Genomic DNA, 16,862 nt, shown 5'->3' with positions numbered 1-16,862 from the left:
GACCGGGCGGACGGGGCGGACGGGGCCGCCCCGACGGGCTCAGTGGAACTGCTCTTCCTCGGTGGAGCCGGTGAGCGCGGTGGTGGAGGAGGCGGGGTTGACCGCGGTGGAGACCAGGTCGAAGTAACCGGTGCCGACCTCGCGCTGGTGCCTGACGGCGGTGAAGCCGTGCTCCTGGGCGGCGAACTCGCGCTCCTGCAGGTCGACGTAGGCGGTCATGCCGTGCTCGGCGTAGCCGCGGGCGAGGTCGAACATGCCGTGGTTGAGGGAGTGGAAGCCGGCGAGGGTGATGAACTGGAAGCGGTAGCCCATCGCACCCAGCTCCCGCTGGAACTTGGCGATCTGGTCGTCGTCCAGCGCGGCCTTCCAGTTGAAGGACGGCGAGCAGTTGTACGCCAGCATCCGGTCCGGGTACCGGGCGTGGATGGCCTCGGCGAACTCGCGGGCCTGGGCGAGGTCGGGGGTGCCGGTCTCGACCCAGATGAGGTCGGCGTACGGGGCGTAGGCCAGGCCTCGGGCGATGACCGGAGCCATGCCGCCCCGCACGTGGTAGAAGCCCTCGGCGGTGCGCTCGCCCGTGCAGAACTCGGCGTCGCGCTCGTCGACATCGCTGGTCAGCAGGGTGGCGGCGAGGGCGTCGGTGCGGGCGATGACCAGCGTCGGGGTGTCCGCGATGTCGGCGGCGAGGCGGGCGGCGTTGAGGGTGCGGATGTGCTGGGCGGTGGGGACGAGGACCTTGCCGCCGAGGTGGCCGCACTTCTTCTCCGAGGCCAGCTGGTCCTCGTAGTGGATGCCCGCGGCGCCGGCGGCGATCATCGCCTTGGTCAGCTCGAAGGCGTTGAGCGGGCCGCCGAAGCCTGCCTCGGCGTCGGCGACGATCGGGGCCAGCCAGTCGGTGGTGTCACCGGCGTCCTCGGCCGTGGCGATCTGGTCGGCGCGCAGCAGGGCGTTGTTGATCCGGCGCACCACCTGGGGCACGGAGTTGACCGGGTACAGGGACTGGTCGGGGTAGGTGTGCCCGGCCTGGTTGGCATCGGCCGCCACCTGCCACCCGGACAGGTAGATCGCCTGCAGGCCGGCCCGTACCTGCTGGACGGCCTGGCCGCCGGTCAGGGCGCCGAGGGCGTGGACGTAGTCGAGTTCGTGCAGCCGGCGCCAGAGCCGCTCGGCGCCGCGCCGGGCCAGGGTGTGCTCCTCGCGGACGCTCCCGGACAACCGGACCACGTCGAGCGCCGAGTAGGTGCGCTCGATGCCCGCCCATCGCGGGTCCGTGGCCCACCGCTGCTCCAGCCGCTCGGCGGCCGCCGTCGTGTTGATGCCTGCCATGACCGTCACCGTCTCCATGAGTCGCTTCGCCTGCCAATGCGCCCGTGCACCGCGGCGAGCTGATGGCACTCTGTGCCGTGATCTGGGGTCGCGGCCGCCGGACCCGAGGGCGGAACGGAGCAATGAGCCGGAATCCGGAGGCCGCAGGACAGACTCTGACAGCGGCACGCAGTGCCATCAATTAGGGACGTCTGCCAATTTCTGCGAATCTTCCGGGGCGCAATTGCCAAGGTTGCGAAGGCCGGGGAGGGCGGATCCGTGCGTACCCTGGAGCCGGAACGAGGCCGAGGGGGGTCCGGGTGGGCAAGACGTACGCGGGTGCGCGGTTGCGGCGGCTGCGCGAGGAGCGCCGGATGAGCCAGGCGGACCTGGCACGCGTACTGGCCATCTCGCCGAGCTACCTGAACCAGATGGAGCACGACTCCCGGCCGCTCACCGTGCCCGTCCTGCTGCGGATCACCGAGGCCTTCGGCGTGGACCCCGGCTTCTTCTCGGAACGCGACACCGGCCGCCTCGTCGCCGATCTGCGCGAGGCGCTGGCCAACGAGGTCGCCGAGGCCCGCGTCTCCCCCTCCGACCTGGCCGAACTCGCCACCCGGATGCCCGCCGTCGCCTCCGTCCTGCTGGACCTCGGCCGACGGGGCCAGCTCCTGGCCGAGCGGCTCGCGGAGACCGCGAACGGGCGCGACGGCGGCCCGCCCGTGCCCCGGTCACCGCACGAGGAGATCCGCGAGTTCTTCTACCGCCGCCGGAACTACCTGCACGACGCGGACCTCGCCGCCGAGGACCTGGCCCGGGAGGCCGGCGTCCGCACCGGCGAGGTCGTACGGGCTCTTTCGAACCGCCTCGCCGACCACCACGGGGTCCGCCTCTCCTCGGACCCCGACCGGCCCGGGGTCCGCCCCGGCGCGGACGCCGGCCGGCCCGGAGGCCGCGCCGCCGCCGACGCCGACCGGCTGCACCGCTTCGACGCCCGGACCCGTGTGCTGCACCTGTCCGGCCGGCTCCGGCCCGGGCAGCAGGCGTTCCGGATGGCCACGCAGCTCGCCCTGCTGGAGTACGGCGACGAGCTGGACCGGCTGGCCGGCGAGGACTTCGAGCCCGGCTCCCCCGCACACGCCCTGGCCCGGATCGGCATCGCCAACTACTTCGCCGCCGCGCTGGTCCTCCCGTACCGCGTCTTCCACACCGCCGCCGAGGAATTCCGCTACGACATCGAGCGCCTCACCGACCACTTCGGCATCGGCTACGAGACCGTCTGCCACCGCCTGAGCACCCTGCAGCGCCCCAGGTTGCGCGGGGTGCCCTTCTCCTTCGTCCGCGTGGACCGGGCCGGGAACATGTCCAAACGGCAGTCCGCCACCGGGTTCCACTTCTCCCGGGCCGGCGGCACCTGCCCGCTGTGGAACGTCTACGAGGCCTTCGCCGCCCCCGGCCGCATCCACGTCCAGATCGCGGCCATGCCCGACGGACAGCGCCACCTGTGGACCGCGCGCGCCGTCACCCGCCACCGCGGCGGCTGGGGCGAGCCCGGCAAGACCTTCGCCATCGGCCTCGGCTGCGAGATCCGCCACGCGTCACGGCTCGTCTACTCCGACGGCCTCGACCTGGACAACGCCTCGGCCGCCACTCCCATCGGCATGGGCTGCCGGCTGTGCGAACGCCTCGACTGCCCGCAGCGCGCCGTCCCGCCCCTGGGCCGCACGCTCGCGGTCGACGAGCACAGCAGCACCTTCGTCCCCTACCCCGTGGCCCGCGACCGGGAGTGACTCCAGAGCCGCCCGAGTGGCGGGTCTGGACTTACTAGGACGTCCAACTATATGTTCGTGGCACAAGGTCCGCGGTGCAGGGAAGCCGGTGAAAAACCGGCACGGTCCCGCCACTGTGACCGGGGAGTGTGCTGCCATCCACACGCCACTGACGAGGTCTGTCGGGAAGGCGGGCGGCGCGCGGGGATCCGGGAGTCAGGATACCGGCCGCGGATGTTCCGTGTTGTCCACGAGGATGGAGCAGACACGCATGGCACCGGTTTGTACCCACGACCCTGGTGATCCGGCGGAGCGCGCGCACACCGGTCTGGCGCGCTCGTAGTCCCACGGCCCTCCCCGCGGCGCGCCCCATCGGGCCCGTCCGCGGGCCGGCCCTGCCATTCCTCGGATCTCACCTGACGAGAGCAGGCACCCATGGTCCGTGAACTCACCCATTTCATCGGCGGAAAGCACACCACCGGCGCGTCCGGGCTCTTCGCCGACGTGTACGACCCCAACACCGGCGCCGTCCAGGCCCGCGTTCCGCTGGCCGGGCGCGCCGACACCGAGGCCGCCATCGCCAACGCCGAGGAGGCGCAGGCCGACTGGGGCCAGTGGAACCCCCAGCGGCGCGCCCGCGTCCTGATGCGCTTCCTCCAGCTCGTCGAAGGCGAACGGGATTCCCTGGCCCGGCTGTTGTCGGCCGAGCACGGCAAGACCGTCGCCGACGCCCACGGCGATCTCCAACGCGGCCTGGAGGTCGTCGAGTTCGCCGCCGGGATCCCGCACCTCCTCAAGGGCGAGTTCACCGACAACGCCGGCACCGGCGTCGACGTGCACTCCCTGCGCAGCCCCCTCGGCGTCGTCGCCGGCATCACCCCGTTCAACTTCCCGGCCATGATTCCGCTCTGGCAGGCCGCACCGGCTCTGGCCTGCGGAAACGCCGTCGTCCTCAAGCCTTCCGAGCGCGATCCGTCCGTACCGCTGCGTCTCGCGGAGCTGTTCCTGGAGGCCGGGCTGCCGCCGGGCGTCCTGAACGTCGTCAACGGCGGGAAGGAGGCCGTCGACACCCTCCTCGAAGACCCCCGCGTCCAGGCGCTCGGCTTCGTCGGCTCGACGCCGGTCGCCGCGCACATCTACGCCACGGCGGCCGCGCACGGCAAGCGCGCCCAGTGCTTCGGCGGGGCCAAGAACCACATGATCGTGATGCCCGACGCGGACCTCGACCAGGCCGTCGACGCCCTGATCGGCGCGGGCTACGGCTCGGCGGGCGAACGCTGCATGGCGATCTCCGTGGCCGTGCCCGTGGGCGAGGAGACGGCGGACCGCCTGGTGGCCGCCCTCAAGGACCGCATCGGCACGCTGAGGATCGGCCGGTCCGACGACCCCGAGGCCGACTTCGGACCGCTGGTCAGCCGGGACGCCCTCGACCGGGTCCGCCGCTACGTGGACATCGGCGTCAACGAAGGGGCCGAACTCGTCGTCGACGGGCGCGACTTCACCCTCCCCGGGCACGAGAACGGTTTCTTCTCCGGAGCCACCCTCTTCGACCGCGTCTCCCCGCAGATGCGCGTGTACCGGGAAGAGGTCTTCGGCCCCGTCCTGTCGGTGGTCCGCGCCGCCGACTTCGAGGAGGCGCTGCGCCTGCCGAGCGAGCACCCGTACGGCAACGGCGTGGCGATCTTCACCCGGGACGGGGACACCGCCCGCGAGTTCACCCGGCGGGTCAACACCGGCATGGTCGGCGTCAACGTCCCCATCCCGGTGCCCGTCGCCTACCACACCTTCGGCGGCTGGAAGCGCTCCGGCTTCGGCGACCTCAACCAGCACGGCCCGGACTCGATCCGCTTCTACACCCGCACCAAGACCGTCTCACCTCGCGCTGGCCCTCCGGGGTCAAGGAAGGCGCGAGCTTCACCATCCCCACGATGGGGTGAACGCCGTGACCACCACCCTCAACGAGGACCAGCTCGCCCTGGCCGAGGTCACCCTCGACTTCGCCCAGGAGCAGCTGGCCCCCCACGCGGTCACCTGGGACCGGACCAAGCACTTCCCCGTCGACGTGATCCGCCGGGCGGCCGGACTCGGCCTCGGCGGGGTCTATGTCCGCGAGGAGCACGGCGGTTCGGGCCTGACCCGCGCCGACGGCGTCCTCGTCTTCGAAACCCTCGCCACCGGCTGCCCCTCCATCGCCGCCTACCTCTCCATCCACAACATGGTCGCCTGGATGATCGACCGCTACGGCGACCGGTCCCAGCGCGAACGCTGGCTGCCGGACCTCTGCTCCGCCGCCTCCCTGGGCAGCTACTGCCTCACCGAACCGGAGGCCGGCTCCGACGCGGCCGCCCTGCGCACCCGCGCGGAGCGCCACGGCGACCACTACGTGCTGACCGGGGTCAAGCAGTTCATCTCCGGTGCCGGGGCCGCCGGCGTCTACGTGGTCATGGCCAGGACGGGCGGGCCCGGCCCGGCCGGGATCTCCGCGTTCGTCGTCGAACGCGACGACCCCGGAGTGTCGTTCGGCCCGAACGAGCAGAAGATGGGCTGGAACGCGCAGCCCACCCGCCAGGTCGTCCTCGACGGCGTCCGGATCCCCGCCGACCGGCTCCTGGCCGCCGAGGGCGACGGGTTCCGCATCGCCATGAACGGCCTCAACGGCGGCCGCCTGGGCATCGCCGCCTGCTCGCTCGGAGGCGCCCGGAGCGCCCTGGACCGCAGCCTGTCCCACCTCGCCTCCCGCGAGGCCTTCGGCGCCCGCCTGCTGGACGCCCAGGCACTCCAGTTCCGCCTGGCCGACATGGCCACCGAACTGGCCGCCGCCCGCGCGCTCGTCCGCCAGGCCGCCGAGGCACTGGACGCGGGCGATCCGCTCGCCCCCCGCCTGTGCGCGATGGCCAAGCGGTTCGCCACCGACACCGGGTACGCGGTGGCCGACGCGGCCCTCCAGCTGCACGGCGGCTACGGGTACCTCAGCGAGTACGGCATCGAGAAGATCGTCCGCGACCTGCGGGTCCACCAGATCCTGGAAGGCACCAACGAGGTCATGCGCGTCATCGTCGCGCGCGGACTCACGGAGACCCTGCGATGACCCACGAAGCCCCCGAAGACCGCGACCACGTCCTCCTGCGCACCGAGGGCCACGCCGCGTACATCACCCTCAACCGCCCCAAGGCGCTCAACGCCCTCAGCCACCCCATGGTGCTCCGTATAGAGCAGGCCCTCACGGCCTGGGCCGATGACCCCGCCGTCGCACTCGTCGTCATCGAGGGCGCCGGCGACCGGGGCCTGTGCGCGGGCGGTGACATCCGCGCGATCCACGAGGACGCCCGCACCGGCGGCACCGCCTCGGCGGACTTCTGGCGGGACGAGTACCGCCTGAACGCGCTGATCGCCCGCTACCCGAAGCCCTACGTCGCCCTCATGGACGGCATCGTCATGGGCGGCGGCGTCGGCGTCTCCGCCCACGGCAGCGTCCGCATCGTCACCGAACGCTCCCGGGTGGCCATGCCCGAGACCGGCATCGGTTTCGTCCCCGACGTCGGCGGGACGTACCTCCTCGCGCTGGCCCCCGGGGAACTGGGCACCCATCTGGCGCTCACCGGAACCCCCGTCGGCGCCGCCGACGCGCTGCTGTGCGGGCTGGCCGACCACTTCGTGCCCTCGGCCTCCCTTCCCGCGCTGGTCCGGGACCTGGCGGCCGACCCGGTGCGCACGGTCCTGGAGCGGTACGTGGAGCAGCCGCCCGCGGGCACCCTCGGCTCCGCGCGGGAGTGGATCGACCCCTGCTACGCCGCCGGCACGGCGGAGGAGGTCCTCGCGCGGCTGTCGGCCTCGGGCGTCCCCGCCGCGCAGGCCGCGGCGGACACCCTGGCCGCCAAGTCGCCCACCGCCGTCAAGGTCACCCTGGCGGCGCTGCGCCGGGCCCGCCGGCTCGGACCGCTGGAACGGGTGCTGGAGCAGGAGTACCGCGTCTCCTGCGCGGCCCTGTCCTCCGCCGATCTGGTCGAGGGGATCCGCGCCCAGGTCATCGACAAGGACCGCGACCCGCACTGGTCCCCGGCCGCGCTGGAGGACGTCACCCCGGCGGACGTGGACCGCTACTTCGCCCCGCTCGGCGTGGACGGGCTCCGGCTCGTCGCGTCCCCTTCGTCCCAGGAGGTGGTCTGGTGAGCAGCACCGTCGCGTTCATCGGGCTCGGTCACATGGGCGGCCCGATGGCCGCCAACCTCGTCGGGGCCGGACACCGCGTCCTCGGCTTCGACCTCGTCCCCGGCCTGCTGGCCGCCGCGGCGGCGGCCGGTGTGGAGCCCACCGCTTCCGCGGCCGCGGCCGCCGCGGAGGCGGACGTGGTCATCACCATGCTGCCCGCCGGCCGTCACGTCCTGGCCCTCTACGCGGAACAGGGCCTCCTGGCCGCCGCCCGGTCCGGCACCCTGTTCGTCGACTGCTCCACCATCGACGTCGCCGACGCCCGCGCCGCGCACGAGGCCGTCGTCGCGGCCGGTCACCGGGCGCTGGACGCCCCGGTCTCCGGCGGGGTGGTGGGGGCCGAGGCGGCCACGCTCACCTTCATGGCGGGCGGCGGGCCGGGGGAGTTCGCCGCCGCCGGACCGCTGCTCGGCGCCATGGGCAAGAAGGCGGTGCACTGCGGCGGGCCGGGCGCCGGGCAGGCCGCGAAGATCTGCAACAACATGATCCTCGCGATCTCCATGATCGGGGTCAGCGAGGCCTTCGTCCTCGCGGAGAGCCTCGGCCTGGACCACCAGGCGCTCTACGACGTCGCCTCCACCGCCTCCGGCCAGTGCTGGGCGCTCACCGTCAACTGCCCGGTCCCCGGCCCGGTGCCCACCAGCCCGGCCAACCGCGACTACCGCCCCGGCTTCGCCGCACCCCTGATGGCCAAGGACCTCGGGCTCGCCGCGAATGCCCTGCGCGCCGGCGGAGTGGACGCGCCGCTGGGCCTCAAGGCCGCCGAGCTGTACGCCGCGTTCGCCGAGGCAGACGGGGCCGACCTGGACTTCTCGGCCATCGTCCGCTCCCTGCGACCCGAGAACGGAACCCCCGCATGACCTACGAGACCATCCTGCTGGAGCGCAAGGGCCGCGTCGCCGTCCTCACCCTCGACCGGCCCGAGGCCCTCAACGCGCTGAACCTCCGGGTGATGACGGAGGTCGTGGCCGCCGTGGAGGAACTGGACCGGGACCCGGACGTGGGCTGCATCGTCCTCACCGGCTCCGCCAAGGCCTTCGCCGCGGGTGCCGACATCAAGGAGATGCGCCCGCGGAGCTACATGGACATGTACCTCGCCGACTGGTTCACGGCCTGGGACCGGCTCGGCGAAGTCCGCACCCCCACCCTCGCCGCCGTCTCCGGCTACGCCCTGGGCGGAGGCTGCGAACTGGCCATGCTCTGCGACATCCTCCTCGCCGCCGACACCGCGAAGTTCGGGCAGCCCGAGATCAGGCTGGGCGTCATCCCCGGCATCGGCGGCTCCCAGCGCCTCACCCGGGCCGTCGGCAAGGCCAAGGCGATGGAACTGTGCCTGACCGGGCGCACCATGGGCGCCGAGGAGGCCGAACGCGCCGGGCTGGTCTCCCGGATCGTCCCCGCCGCGGAGCTGCTCGACGAGGCCCTGGCCGTGGCCACGACCGTCGCCGAGATGTCCAAGCCGGTCGCGATGATGGCCAAGGAGGCCGTGAACCGCGCCTTCGAGACCACCCTCGCCGAGGGCGTCCGCTTCGAACGCCGCCTCTTCCACGCGGTGTTCGCCACCGCGGACCAGAAGGAGGGCATGTCCGCCTTCGTGGACAAGCGCCCGCCGCACTTCACCCACGGCTGAGCGCGCCCGGGGTGCGGGGGACGGCGGGCCGGCCCTCCCCCGCACCCCGGGGCCGGACGCCGGGCCGTCCCGCGCCCCGGGCATCCCTGTGATCAGCAACTCATCCGCTTGGCCGGACCGGCCGCAGGCTGTAGCGTCACGCCGACATCTGCACATAGCGACGACGGCGAGACGGAAGCCCGGTGTGAATCCGGCATGGTCGCGCCACTGTGTGCTGCGTCCGCACTCCCCCGGGGGTGCCGGCCGTGGCGAGTCAGACCCTCGGACCGTCGTTCCGCACCACCACATGGGACGCGTTGTTCCCCGAGGAGGTTCCACCCATGGCCGAGGCCGTCGCTTCCGCTGCCGTATCCGCCCCCGCCCTCTCGCCTTCGGCTCCGCTGCCCGTGCGCGCGGTCCTGCCCTGGGCGCTCTTCGTCGGCCTCCTGATGCTCGTGGCCCTGTACTTCGTCGGTGCCGAGCAGGGCGCCACCGCCGTGTTCTCCGGCGAGGGCGTGCACGAGTGGGTGCACGACGGCCGTCACCTGCTCGGCTTCCCCTGCCACTGAGAGGCACACGCATCATGTACGCCTCCACTGTCAGAGGTCTGCTGGTCCGCGGCATGCTCGCGGGCCTGATCGCCGGTCTGTTCGCCTTCGCCGTCGCCTACGTGGTCGGTGAGCCCCCGGTCCGGGGTTCCATCGCCGTCGAAGAGGCCACGGCCGCCAAGGAAGCCGCCCCCGCGGCCGGTCACGCCGGTCACGGCGGCGCCGAAGCCGCCCCCGCCGCCGGGGAGGAGGAAGAGCTCGTCAGCCGGCCCGTGCAGTCCACCGTCGGTCTCGCCACCGGTGTGCTGGTCTACGGGGTCGCGCTGGGCGGCATCGCCTCCCTCGCGTTCTCCTTCGTGCTGGGCCGCGTCGGCGGGTTCAGCCCCCGCGCGACGGCGGCGCTCACGGCCGCGGGTGCCTTCACCACCGTGTACTTCGTGCCGTTCCTGAAGTACCCGGCCAGCCCGCCGGCCGTCGGCAATCCCGACACGATCGGGCAACGCACCACGCTGTTCTTCCTGATGATCCTGCTCAGCGTGCTGCTCGGCGTCGGCGCGATCATCCTGGGGCGGCGGCTGGCACCGCGTCTGGGCAACTGGAACGCGACGCTGGCGGCGGGCGGCGGCTTCGTCGTCGCCGCGGCGCTGGCCTTCCTGGTCCTCCCGGACAACACCGACGCCGTGAAGCCCGAGTTCCCCGCGGCCCTGCTGTGGGAGTTCCGGGTCGCGTCGGTGACCGTCCAGGTCGTGATGTGGGTCGTGTTCGGGATCGTCTTCGGCGTCCTCGCCCAGCGGCTCCTGGGCCGGCGCACCGATCCCGCCGGTGCGCAGGCGACGGCTCCGCAGCCGGCGTCGGCCCTCGGCTGACCGGCGTACCGCGCCCGACCGCAGAGCCCTGCCGCCCCGGAGGTCCGGGGCGGCAGGGCTCTGTGCGTGGGACCCGCCCGGCGATCGCGCCGGATCCGGTCATCGGGCCGCTCAAGCGATCGGTACACCCACGGCCCCCTGACGCGACCGTGATCAGAGCGCGTCGCTCACGGCCCGGTCTCCGACCCGGGCCTCCAGCATCCACAACGTGCCGCGTTCGATGGTGAACTCGACGGCGTACAGGTCTTCGTGCTCGGCTTCCAGACGGTCCACGCAGTCGCGCAGTCGCCCATAGGCGGCAGGGTCGAGCTCAGCCAGCCGTTCCAGCGGCAGGGTGGTGCGGATTCCTGCCACGACGTCCTCACCCTGGGCGTTGGGCAGGTAGTCGCCATGGACACCGGGTCGTCCGGTGGCCGGGTCGCGGACGAAGACGATGCCGCTTCCGGAGTCGGGGGCGAGGTTGCCGAACACCATCGTCTGGACGGTGACCGCCGTGCCCACGTGCTCGGGGACGCGCTCGCGGTGTCGCGGGCCGCGTGCCCGTTCCCCGTCCGATGCCGTGAAGACGGCCAGGACCGCCCTGCGCAGCTGCTCGGCCGGATCCTGGGGAAATTCCTCGCCGGTCCGTTCCACGATCAGGTCTTTGAACGACTGGACGAGTCTGATCAGGTCGACGTTGTCGAGACGGCTGTCGTCGGCGACGGCACGGCGGCGTACGAGGCGGCCCATGACGTCCTCGAAGAGCGAGCCGTCCACCCCCATGATCGTACTGCCGAACATGTGGACCAGGCGCCGGTAGGAGTCCCAGGCGAAGCGCTCACGCTCGGGCGTCTTGCCCAGGCCCAGGACGGAGAGGTCGTTCAGGCCCACGTCGAGGACCGTGTCCGACCTCCCGGGTGACAGCGCGCCCGAGCGGACGGAGAGCAGCAGCGGGTCGTCCACCTGCCCGAGCCGCTTGCCCGTCGCGCGTTCCAGGGCCGCCAGGTGGTGCGCGATCTGCTCCTCCAGCCCGCCCGGCGGCGCGCCCGTCGCCATGAAGACACGGCACGCCTCGGACGTGACGGTGAAACCAGGCGGTACGGGGAGGCCCAAACGGGTCATCTCCGCCAGGCCGGCCCCCTTGTCGCCGAGGAGCCCGGCGATGTCGGGGCCGCCTTCGGTGAAGTCGTACACGTACCGTTCCATCACACGTGCCCATCCCTTCGGGTACGAGGGCCTGCGGGGGCCCGTCCGTCCGAACAGGCCCGGACCGTTCCCTCCCCCACCTTCGCAGGGGAACCCTCCTCGGGAGGTGGGCCGAGAGGGTCGGCGCCCTGGACCGCTCGGCCCTCCCGGCGCGACGGACCGCACCGGTCCACTTCGCGGGGCCGAGGAGGACCTCATGTCCGGCCCCGTGGTCACCGTCGCCTCGGCGGGCTGCCGCTGCCCGCCCGCACCGGGTTCGCGGTGCCCGACGGCGTCGTCACCCGTCGAGGGCCGCTCCGGGAGCGCGCGGAGCGGCGCGGGTGGCGGCGGCGAGGGGGAATCCGCCACTGCGGCGGGCCTGCCCGTCGAGGTCGACCGTGAGGAGCTCGTACCCCGGCTGGGTCGCGATCCACGTGTGCGCGTCGGTGCCCTGGACCACAGCGGCCGTGGCCCAGCTGTCCGCCCAGGTCAGGTCGGGCCCGGTGACCGTGGCGGCGAGAAGGCGGTGGGCGGGGCGACCGGTACGCGGGTCGAGGATGTGGGGGCCGCGCTCGGCGCCCCCGGAAGTGGCCACCGCGAAGTCCCTCCCCTCGACGGTGGTGAGCAGCCGGCCGGGTCCACAGGGGTCGGTGACGCCGACGCGCCAGGGGCTCCCCGGGGCCGGCTCGCCGCCGAGGCGGATGTCGCCTCCGCCGTTGACGAGGCTGTTGGGTGCTCCGGCGGTGCGGAGGAGGCCGTACGCCTGCTCCACCGCCCAGCCCTTGACCAGGCCCGAGGGGTCCAGACGCCGACCGGCGCGGGCCGAGAAACACCCCCGGGTGGCGCTCTCGGCCCGCTCGCACATCCTCAGGACACGCTCGACCTCCGGCGGGGCATCGGTCACGTTCATCGATCCGTCGCCGATGCGGCTGATGGCGCTGTCGGGGCGGTAGGTGGAGAAGACCCGGTCGACGTGGTGCAACCAGGCGACCGCCTCCCCCAGCGCGGCCCGTGTCGCCCGGGTGGGCTCGTGGCGGAGGTCGAAGGAGAAGACAGTGCCCATGACGTGTTCGGTGTGGCGCAGGCGCTCCGCCTCACGGAGCCGGCGCTCAGGCACGGGCCTTGTCCAGGGCGCTCTGGAGGGAGCGGGTGTACCCCTCGCTGGTGTAGCTGGCACCGGACACCGCGTCGATGTCCGCGCTCTGGGCACCGATCGCCTCGTCGGTGAGGCGGGGAACCGCGTAGGAGGCGATCTCGCGGTCGCGCCGGTTCCCGGAGGGGACCTGGAGCACTTCGACGGCCGTCAGCCTGCCCGCGCTCATCGTCACGGCGATCTGCACGGGTCCGTAGCGCGTGTCGATCACGTCTCCGGTGAAGGTACCCGTGCGGCCCGCCCCGCCGGGCCCGGCCGTCGCACCGGACACCGGATCCGTCCCTGGCACCGGCTGCGCGGAGACGGCGGGATGGGCGCCGTGGTGCGGCTTGAGGGCGAGCAGCGCGACGATGCCGGTCACGGTCGCCGTGGTGGTGAGGGCTGTGCGGCGCACGGGGACTCCAGGGAGGGCGGGTGGCGGAACGGGCGGGGCGGATGTCACAGGGCGAAGGACTCCTGGTGGATCCGGCGGGGAGCGACGCCCGCCTCGCGCAGGGTGGCTCCGGCTGCCCGGGTCATGCCGGGCGGCCCGCACAGGTAGACGTCGCGCCGCCCGAGATCCGGTACGAGAGCGGTGAGGCAGGGTGCGGTGAGCGGCAGGGCGTGCCCGTCGGGCTCGTCCACCGAGTAGTACACCCGGGCACCGCGTGCGGCGGCGATGGCGTCCAGCTCCCCGCGCAGCACCAGGTCGGCCGGCGTGCGTGCCCAGTAGATGAGGATCAGGTCACCGGGCAGCGTCTCGAACAGGGCGCGCAGCGGGGTGATGCCGATGCCGCCCGCCAGCAGGAGGGTGCGGTCGGCCCGGGTGTTCCGGGCGGTGAGCGCCCCGTACGGGCCTTCGGCCCACACGCGGGTACCGGGAGCGAGGCGTGTCAGGGCGGCGCTGTGGGATCCGAGGGCCTTCACTGTGATGCGCAGGGACCGGGGGTGGGGCGGCGCGGACAACGAGTACGGACTTGCCGTCCACCACAGGCCCCGGGCCAGGAAGCGCCAGCGGAAGAACTGTCCCGGGAGCGCGGCCAGCTCGTCGAGGCGGTCGCCGGTGAGGTGGACGGAGACCACGTCGGGCCCTTCGCGGCGCACCTGCGCGACGGTGAGCCGGTGCCGGCGTGCCGACCGCACGGGGGCGAGGAACCGGAACCAGACGACGAGGCCGGCAGCCGACAGGTACATGGCGTACCAGAGGGCCTGTGCCGTGCGGTTGCCGACGAAGTCGGCGCCGTCGGCGAGCTGGTGGCCGAACGCGAGGTAGATCGCCGCGTACGTGGCGAGGTGCAGGAACTGCCAGGTCTCGTAGGAGAGCCGGCGCCGGGCGGCACGGGCGGAGACCACGGCGGTGAGCAGGAACAGGAACCAGGCCGCAGTGGCCCCGAGCATCTCCGGATAGTGCAGGACCAGGCCGACGGTCTCGTCCACCGGGCCGGCGTGACCGGTGAGCGCGTATCCCCAGATGATCAGCAGCGTGTGGGCGAGGACCAGTGAGATCGCGTACCGGCCGCCGGCCGCGTGCCAGCGTGCCAGGCGGTCGCTGCCGACCGTGCGGTCCAGCCAGGGGACCCGGGCCATGAGGACCACGACGACGGCGCAGACGTAGCCGGCGAGCAGGCCGGTGATGCGGCCCGCTCCGGTGAACCAGCCCGCGGCGCCGACCACGGAGGTGGTGTTGGCCCACCACAGGCCGAGCACGCCGGCCGCTCCGGCCCAGCCGAGCACGTGCACGCCCGTGGGAACGAGCCGGGGCGCGAGCGGGGGTCCGACGGCCCCGTGGCCGGATGTCCGGGTCGCGTCGAGGGCGGGGTGGACGGCCACGGCGTCTCCATGTCTCTCGGCAGCCGGCCCGCCGTCGTGGACGGGAGCGGCTGGTGGGGCGGGTTCACACCGTGGCGGAACTTGCTCTGAGGAGCCTTTGAACAGACACCCTCTGATGCGATTCAGAGGAAACTCAAAGGCGGGAAGCCCACGGCGGGCCGCCGCGATCGGCGATGCTGGACGGACCATGCACCCTCCCGCCTCCGCTTCCCCCCTCCTGCGGCCCGACGGCACCGCCGTCCGCGTCCTGGTCGTCGACGACGAACCGGACCTCACCGACGTGCTCGGCGCCGCCCTGCGGGCGGAGGGCTGGGAGGTCCGTACCGAGGGCGACGCCGCCGGAGCCCTGTCGAGCGCGGCGCGGTTCACGCCCGACCTCGTCGTACTGGACTGGATGCTCCCCGACATGGACGGGCTGTCCCTGCTGCGTGCGCTGCGCACGCACTGCCCCGGTGTGTGCGTCCTGTTCCTGACGGCGCGGGACGCGGTGGAGGACCGCATCGCCGGCATCACGGCGGGCGGCGACGACTACGTCACCAAGCCGTTCAGCCTGGAGGAGGTGCTGGCGCGGCTGAGGGGGCTGATGCGGCGTGCGGGGATGGCCCGCGGCGACCAGAACCCGCTTCTGGTGGTGGGCGATCTGGTCATGGACGAGGAGGCACGGGAGGTCACCCGGGGCGGGAAGATCGTCGAGCTGTCCCGCACGGAGTTCGAGCTGCTGCGGTTCCTGATGCGCAACCCCCGTCGGGTGCTTTCCAAGGAACAGATCCTGGACCGGGTGTGGTCCTACGACTTCGGTGGACGCGCGCACGTGGTCGAGCTCTACATCAGCTACCTCCGCAAGAAGATCGACGCGGGGCGGCCCCCGCTCATCCACACCGTCCGCGCAGTGGGCTACGTACTGAAGCCGGAGCGGAGATGACCGGCTTCCGGCTTCGTCCGCCCCGCTCGCTGCCCGCCCGGTTGACGGCCGGTCTGATCGTGCTCCTGGGCCTGGCCTGCGCGGCCGTCGGCACGATCACCGCCCTTGCGCTGCACGGCTTCCTCGTCGGCCGGGTCGATCAGCAGCTCACCGCGAGCGGGGGCCGGTTCGCGGCCAGCCTGGAACACGAGGCCAGTCCCGACGCCGACAACCTCCCCGACACCCGGGGCCAGTCACCGGGAACACTGGGGGCCCGCGTGCTGGACGGCGAGGTGACCCGGGCCGCCGTCGTGAACGACGCCGGCCAGCGGTCCGTCCCCCTCAGTCGCACCGACGTCCACACGCTGGGCTCGGTGCGGCCCGATGCCAAGGGGCACACGGTCCGACTGTCCGCCGTCGGCCGCTACCGGGTCGTCGCCGCACCCGGCGACGACGGCGACGTCCTGATCACCGGACTCCCCCTGCATCCCGTCGAGGAGACCGTCCACCGTCTGGAAGCCGTGGAGTCCCTGGTCTTCGGCGCCGCACTCGTCACGGCCGGATGCGCCGCCGCGCTGTGGGTACGGTACTCCCTGCGTCCGCTCGAACAGGTCGCCCGCACCGCCACCGAGGTCACCCGACTGCCGCTCGCGACGGGTGAGGTCGCGATGCCCGATCCCGTTCCGCACGCCGATCCGGACACCGAGGTCGGCCGGGTCGCCACCGCCCTGAACCACATGATCGGCCACGTCGGCGACGCACTGAGCCGACGGCACACCAGCGAAGAGCGGTTGCGGGGCTTCGCCGCCGACGCCAGTCATGAGCTGCGCACCCCCGTGGCCACCGTCCGGGCCCATGCCGAGATGGCGCTGCGCCACCCCGGCCCGGTGCCCGACGAGGTACGCCACGCCCTCCGCCGGGTGGCTGCGGAATCCCACCGGATGAGCGCCCTGGTCGACGACCTGCTGCTGCTCGCCCGGCTGGACGCCGGACGCCCGTTGGACCGGCAGCCGGTCGACCTGACCCGCGTCGTCCTCGACGTGCTCGACGACGTCCACGCGTTGTCCCCCGGGCACCGCTGGGAGCTGGACCTGCCGGAGGACCCCGTGGTCGTCCCGGGAGACCACCACCGGCTGCACCAGGTGGTCGCCAACCTCCTCACCAACGCTCGCCTCCACACCCCGCCGGGCACGCACGTCGCGGTGGCACTGTCGGCCGACGGGCGGCGAGCCGAACTCACCGTCACCGACGACGGCCCCGGCATCCCGCGGGAGCTGCTGCCCGACGCCTTCCGACGCTTTTCCCGGGGCGACACGGGCCGCTCCCGCCACACCGGATCCACCGGATCCACCGGCCTCGGACTCGCCATCGTCGAGGCCGTGAGCCACGCGCACGGCGGCACGGTCACGGTCGAAAGCCGACCCGGACGCACGCGGTTCCGACTGCTCCTGCCCGCGGGTCCGTTCCCTTCACCCGGCGGCGGGGGTGCCCCGGCCCGGCCCGGCGGTGTCCGGCCGCCGGGACACTGA

At 73.0% G+C, this 16,862-nt stretch carries 13 protein-coding genes, 2 pseudogenes and 1 riboswitch; of the genes and pseudogenes, 10 read left to right on the top strand and 5 right to left on the bottom strand.

Annotated elements, in window-relative coordinates; genetic code table 11:
* Window positions 1-39 precede the first annotated feature (39 nt).
* Window positions 40-1,326: an isocitrate lyase gene (gene aceA, locus SLAV_RS34350; protein WP_030235352.1), complete on the bottom strand. Its 1,287-nt coding sequence runs from the start codon at window positions 1,324-1,326 to the stop codon at window positions 40-42.
* A 299-nt stretch (window positions 1,327-1,625) separates the two neighbouring features.
* On the opposite strand from aceA, the gene SLAV_RS34345 reads away from it, so the two are divergent.
* The 8 genes and pseudogenes from SLAV_RS34345 (at window position 1,626) to SLAV_RS34310 (ending at window position 10,306) form a co-directional block, all read left to right on the top strand.
* Entirely contained in the window at window positions 1,626-3,095 is a 1,470-nt protein-coding gene (locus SLAV_RS34345) for a short-chain fatty acyl-CoA regulator family protein (protein ID WP_030235354.1), read from the top strand.
* Window positions 3,096-3,150: 55 nt separating this feature from the next.
* Window positions 3,151-3,321: riboswitch (cobalamin riboswitch) on the top strand.
* 188 nt (window positions 3,322-3,509) lie between these two features.
* Window positions 3,510-5,011 (top strand): annotated as a pseudogene (locus SLAV_RS34340) (CoA-acylating methylmalonate-semialdehyde dehydrogenase).
* Between the two features lie 5 nt (window positions 5,012-5,016).
* Window positions 5,017-6,162 carry an acyl-CoA dehydrogenase family protein gene (locus SLAV_RS34335; protein WP_078950512.1) on the top strand — a complete coding sequence of 382 codons (1,146 nt, stop codon included), beginning with the start codon at window positions 5,017-5,019 and terminating at the stop codon, window positions 6,160-6,162.
* Window positions 6,159-7,244, top strand: coding sequence for an enoyl-CoA hydratase/isomerase family protein (locus SLAV_RS34330; RefSeq protein ID WP_030235362.1), 1,086 nt, complete (start codon window positions 6,159-6,161; stop codon window positions 7,242-7,244). The genes SLAV_RS34335 and SLAV_RS34330 overlap by 4 nt, the downstream gene beginning before the upstream one ends.
* A complete protein-coding gene (gene mmsB, locus SLAV_RS34325; RefSeq protein WP_030235364.1) occupies window positions 7,241-8,143 on the top strand; it encodes a 3-hydroxyisobutyrate dehydrogenase in 903 nt (300 codons plus the stop codon). Before SLAV_RS34330 ends, mmsB begins: the two co-directional genes overlap by 4 nt.
* Window positions 8,140-8,913 carry an enoyl-CoA hydratase gene (locus tag SLAV_RS34320; RefSeq protein WP_030235366.1) on the top strand — a complete coding sequence of 258 codons (774 nt, stop codon included), beginning with the start codon at window positions 8,140-8,142 and terminating at the stop codon, window positions 8,911-8,913. Before mmsB ends, SLAV_RS34320 begins: the two co-directional genes overlap by 4 nt.
* A 320-nt stretch (window positions 8,914-9,233) precedes the next feature.
* On the top strand, window positions 9,234-9,461 hold the full coding sequence (locus tag SLAV_RS34315) for a CbtB domain-containing protein (RefSeq protein ID WP_030235368.1): 228 nt from the start codon (window positions 9,234-9,236) through the stop codon (window positions 9,459-9,461).
* Between the two features lie 14 nt (window positions 9,462-9,475).
* Window positions 9,476-10,306, top strand: a complete 831-nt coding sequence (locus SLAV_RS34310) for a CbtA family protein (RefSeq protein WP_030235371.1) — start codon at window positions 9,476-9,478, stop codon at window positions 10,304-10,306.
* A 159-nt stretch (window positions 10,307-10,465) separates the two neighbouring features.
* On the opposite strand, the pseudogene SLAV_RS34305 reads toward SLAV_RS34310, so the two are convergent.
* The 4 genes and pseudogenes from SLAV_RS34305 to SLAV_RS34290 all read right to left on the bottom strand — a co-directional run.
* A pseudogene (locus SLAV_RS34305) lies at window positions 10,466-11,491 on the bottom strand (PEP/pyruvate-binding domain-containing protein); the annotation flags it as partial.
* A gap of 277 nt (window positions 11,492-11,768) precedes the next feature.
* Complete coding sequence (locus SLAV_RS34300) at window positions 11,769-12,587, bottom strand: FAD:protein FMN transferase (protein WP_335341807.1); 819 nt, start codon at window positions 12,585-12,587, stop codon at window positions 11,769-11,771.
* A complete protein-coding gene (locus SLAV_RS34295) occupies window positions 12,580-13,017 on the bottom strand; it encodes an FMN-binding protein (RefSeq protein ID WP_030235379.1) in 438 nt (145 codons plus the stop codon). The genes SLAV_RS34300 and SLAV_RS34295 overlap by 8 nt, the downstream gene beginning before the upstream one ends.
* 44 nt (window positions 13,018-13,061) lie before the next feature.
* Window positions 13,062-14,432, bottom strand: coding sequence for a ferredoxin reductase family protein (locus SLAV_RS34290; RefSeq protein WP_234333764.1), 1,371 nt, complete (start codon window positions 14,430-14,432; stop codon window positions 13,062-13,064).
* Between the two features lie 187 nt (window positions 14,433-14,619).
* On the opposite strand from SLAV_RS34290, the gene SLAV_RS34285 reads away from it, so the two are divergent.
* Both SLAV_RS34285 and SLAV_RS34280 read left to right on the top strand, forming a co-directional pair.
* Complete coding sequence (locus SLAV_RS34285) at window positions 14,620-15,354, top strand: response regulator transcription factor (RefSeq protein ID WP_030235385.1); 735 nt, start codon at window positions 14,620-14,622, stop codon at window positions 15,352-15,354.
* Window positions 15,351-16,862: a sensor histidine kinase gene (locus SLAV_RS34280; protein WP_051841216.1), complete on the top strand. Its 1,512-nt coding sequence runs from the start codon at window positions 15,351-15,353 to the stop codon at window positions 16,860-16,862. Before SLAV_RS34285 ends, SLAV_RS34280 begins: the two co-directional genes overlap by 4 nt.

Origin of the sequence: Streptomyces lavendulae subsp. lavendulae, assembly GCF_002803845.1 — a bacterium.
Taxonomy (GTDB): domain Bacteria; phylum Actinomycetota; class Actinomycetes; order Streptomycetales; family Streptomycetaceae; genus Streptomyces; species Streptomyces lavendulae.
The sequence above is the reverse complement of the archived record's forward strand: the minus strand, read 5'-3'. Positions and strand labels throughout refer to the sequence as shown.

Coding starts and splice junctions, on each gene's coding strand:
- SLAV_RS34310 (WP_030235371.1), top strand. CDS start 9,476: ATGTACGCCTCCACTGTCAGAGGTCTGCTGGTCCGCGGCATGCTCGCG.
- SLAV_RS34285 (WP_030235385.1), top strand. CDS start 14,620: ATGCACCCTCCCGCCTCCGCTTCCCCCCTCCTGCGGCCCGACGGCACC.
- SLAV_RS34280 (WP_051841216.1), top strand. CDS start 15,351: ATGACCGGCTTCCGGCTTCGTCCGCCCCGCTCGCTGCCCGCCCGGTTG.
- SLAV_RS34320 (WP_030235366.1), top strand. CDS start 8,140: ATGACCTACGAGACCATCCTGCTGGAGCGCAAGGGCCGCGTCGCCGTC.
- aceA (WP_030235352.1), bottom strand. CDS start 1,326: ATGGCAGGCATCAACACGACGGCGGCCGCCGAGCGGCTGGAGCAGCGG.
- SLAV_RS34330 (WP_030235362.1), top strand. CDS start 6,159: ATGACCCACGAAGCCCCCGAAGACCGCGACCACGTCCTCCTGCGCACC.
- SLAV_RS34315 (WP_030235368.1), top strand. CDS start 9,234: ATGGCCGAGGCCGTCGCTTCCGCTGCCGTATCCGCCCCCGCCCTCTCG.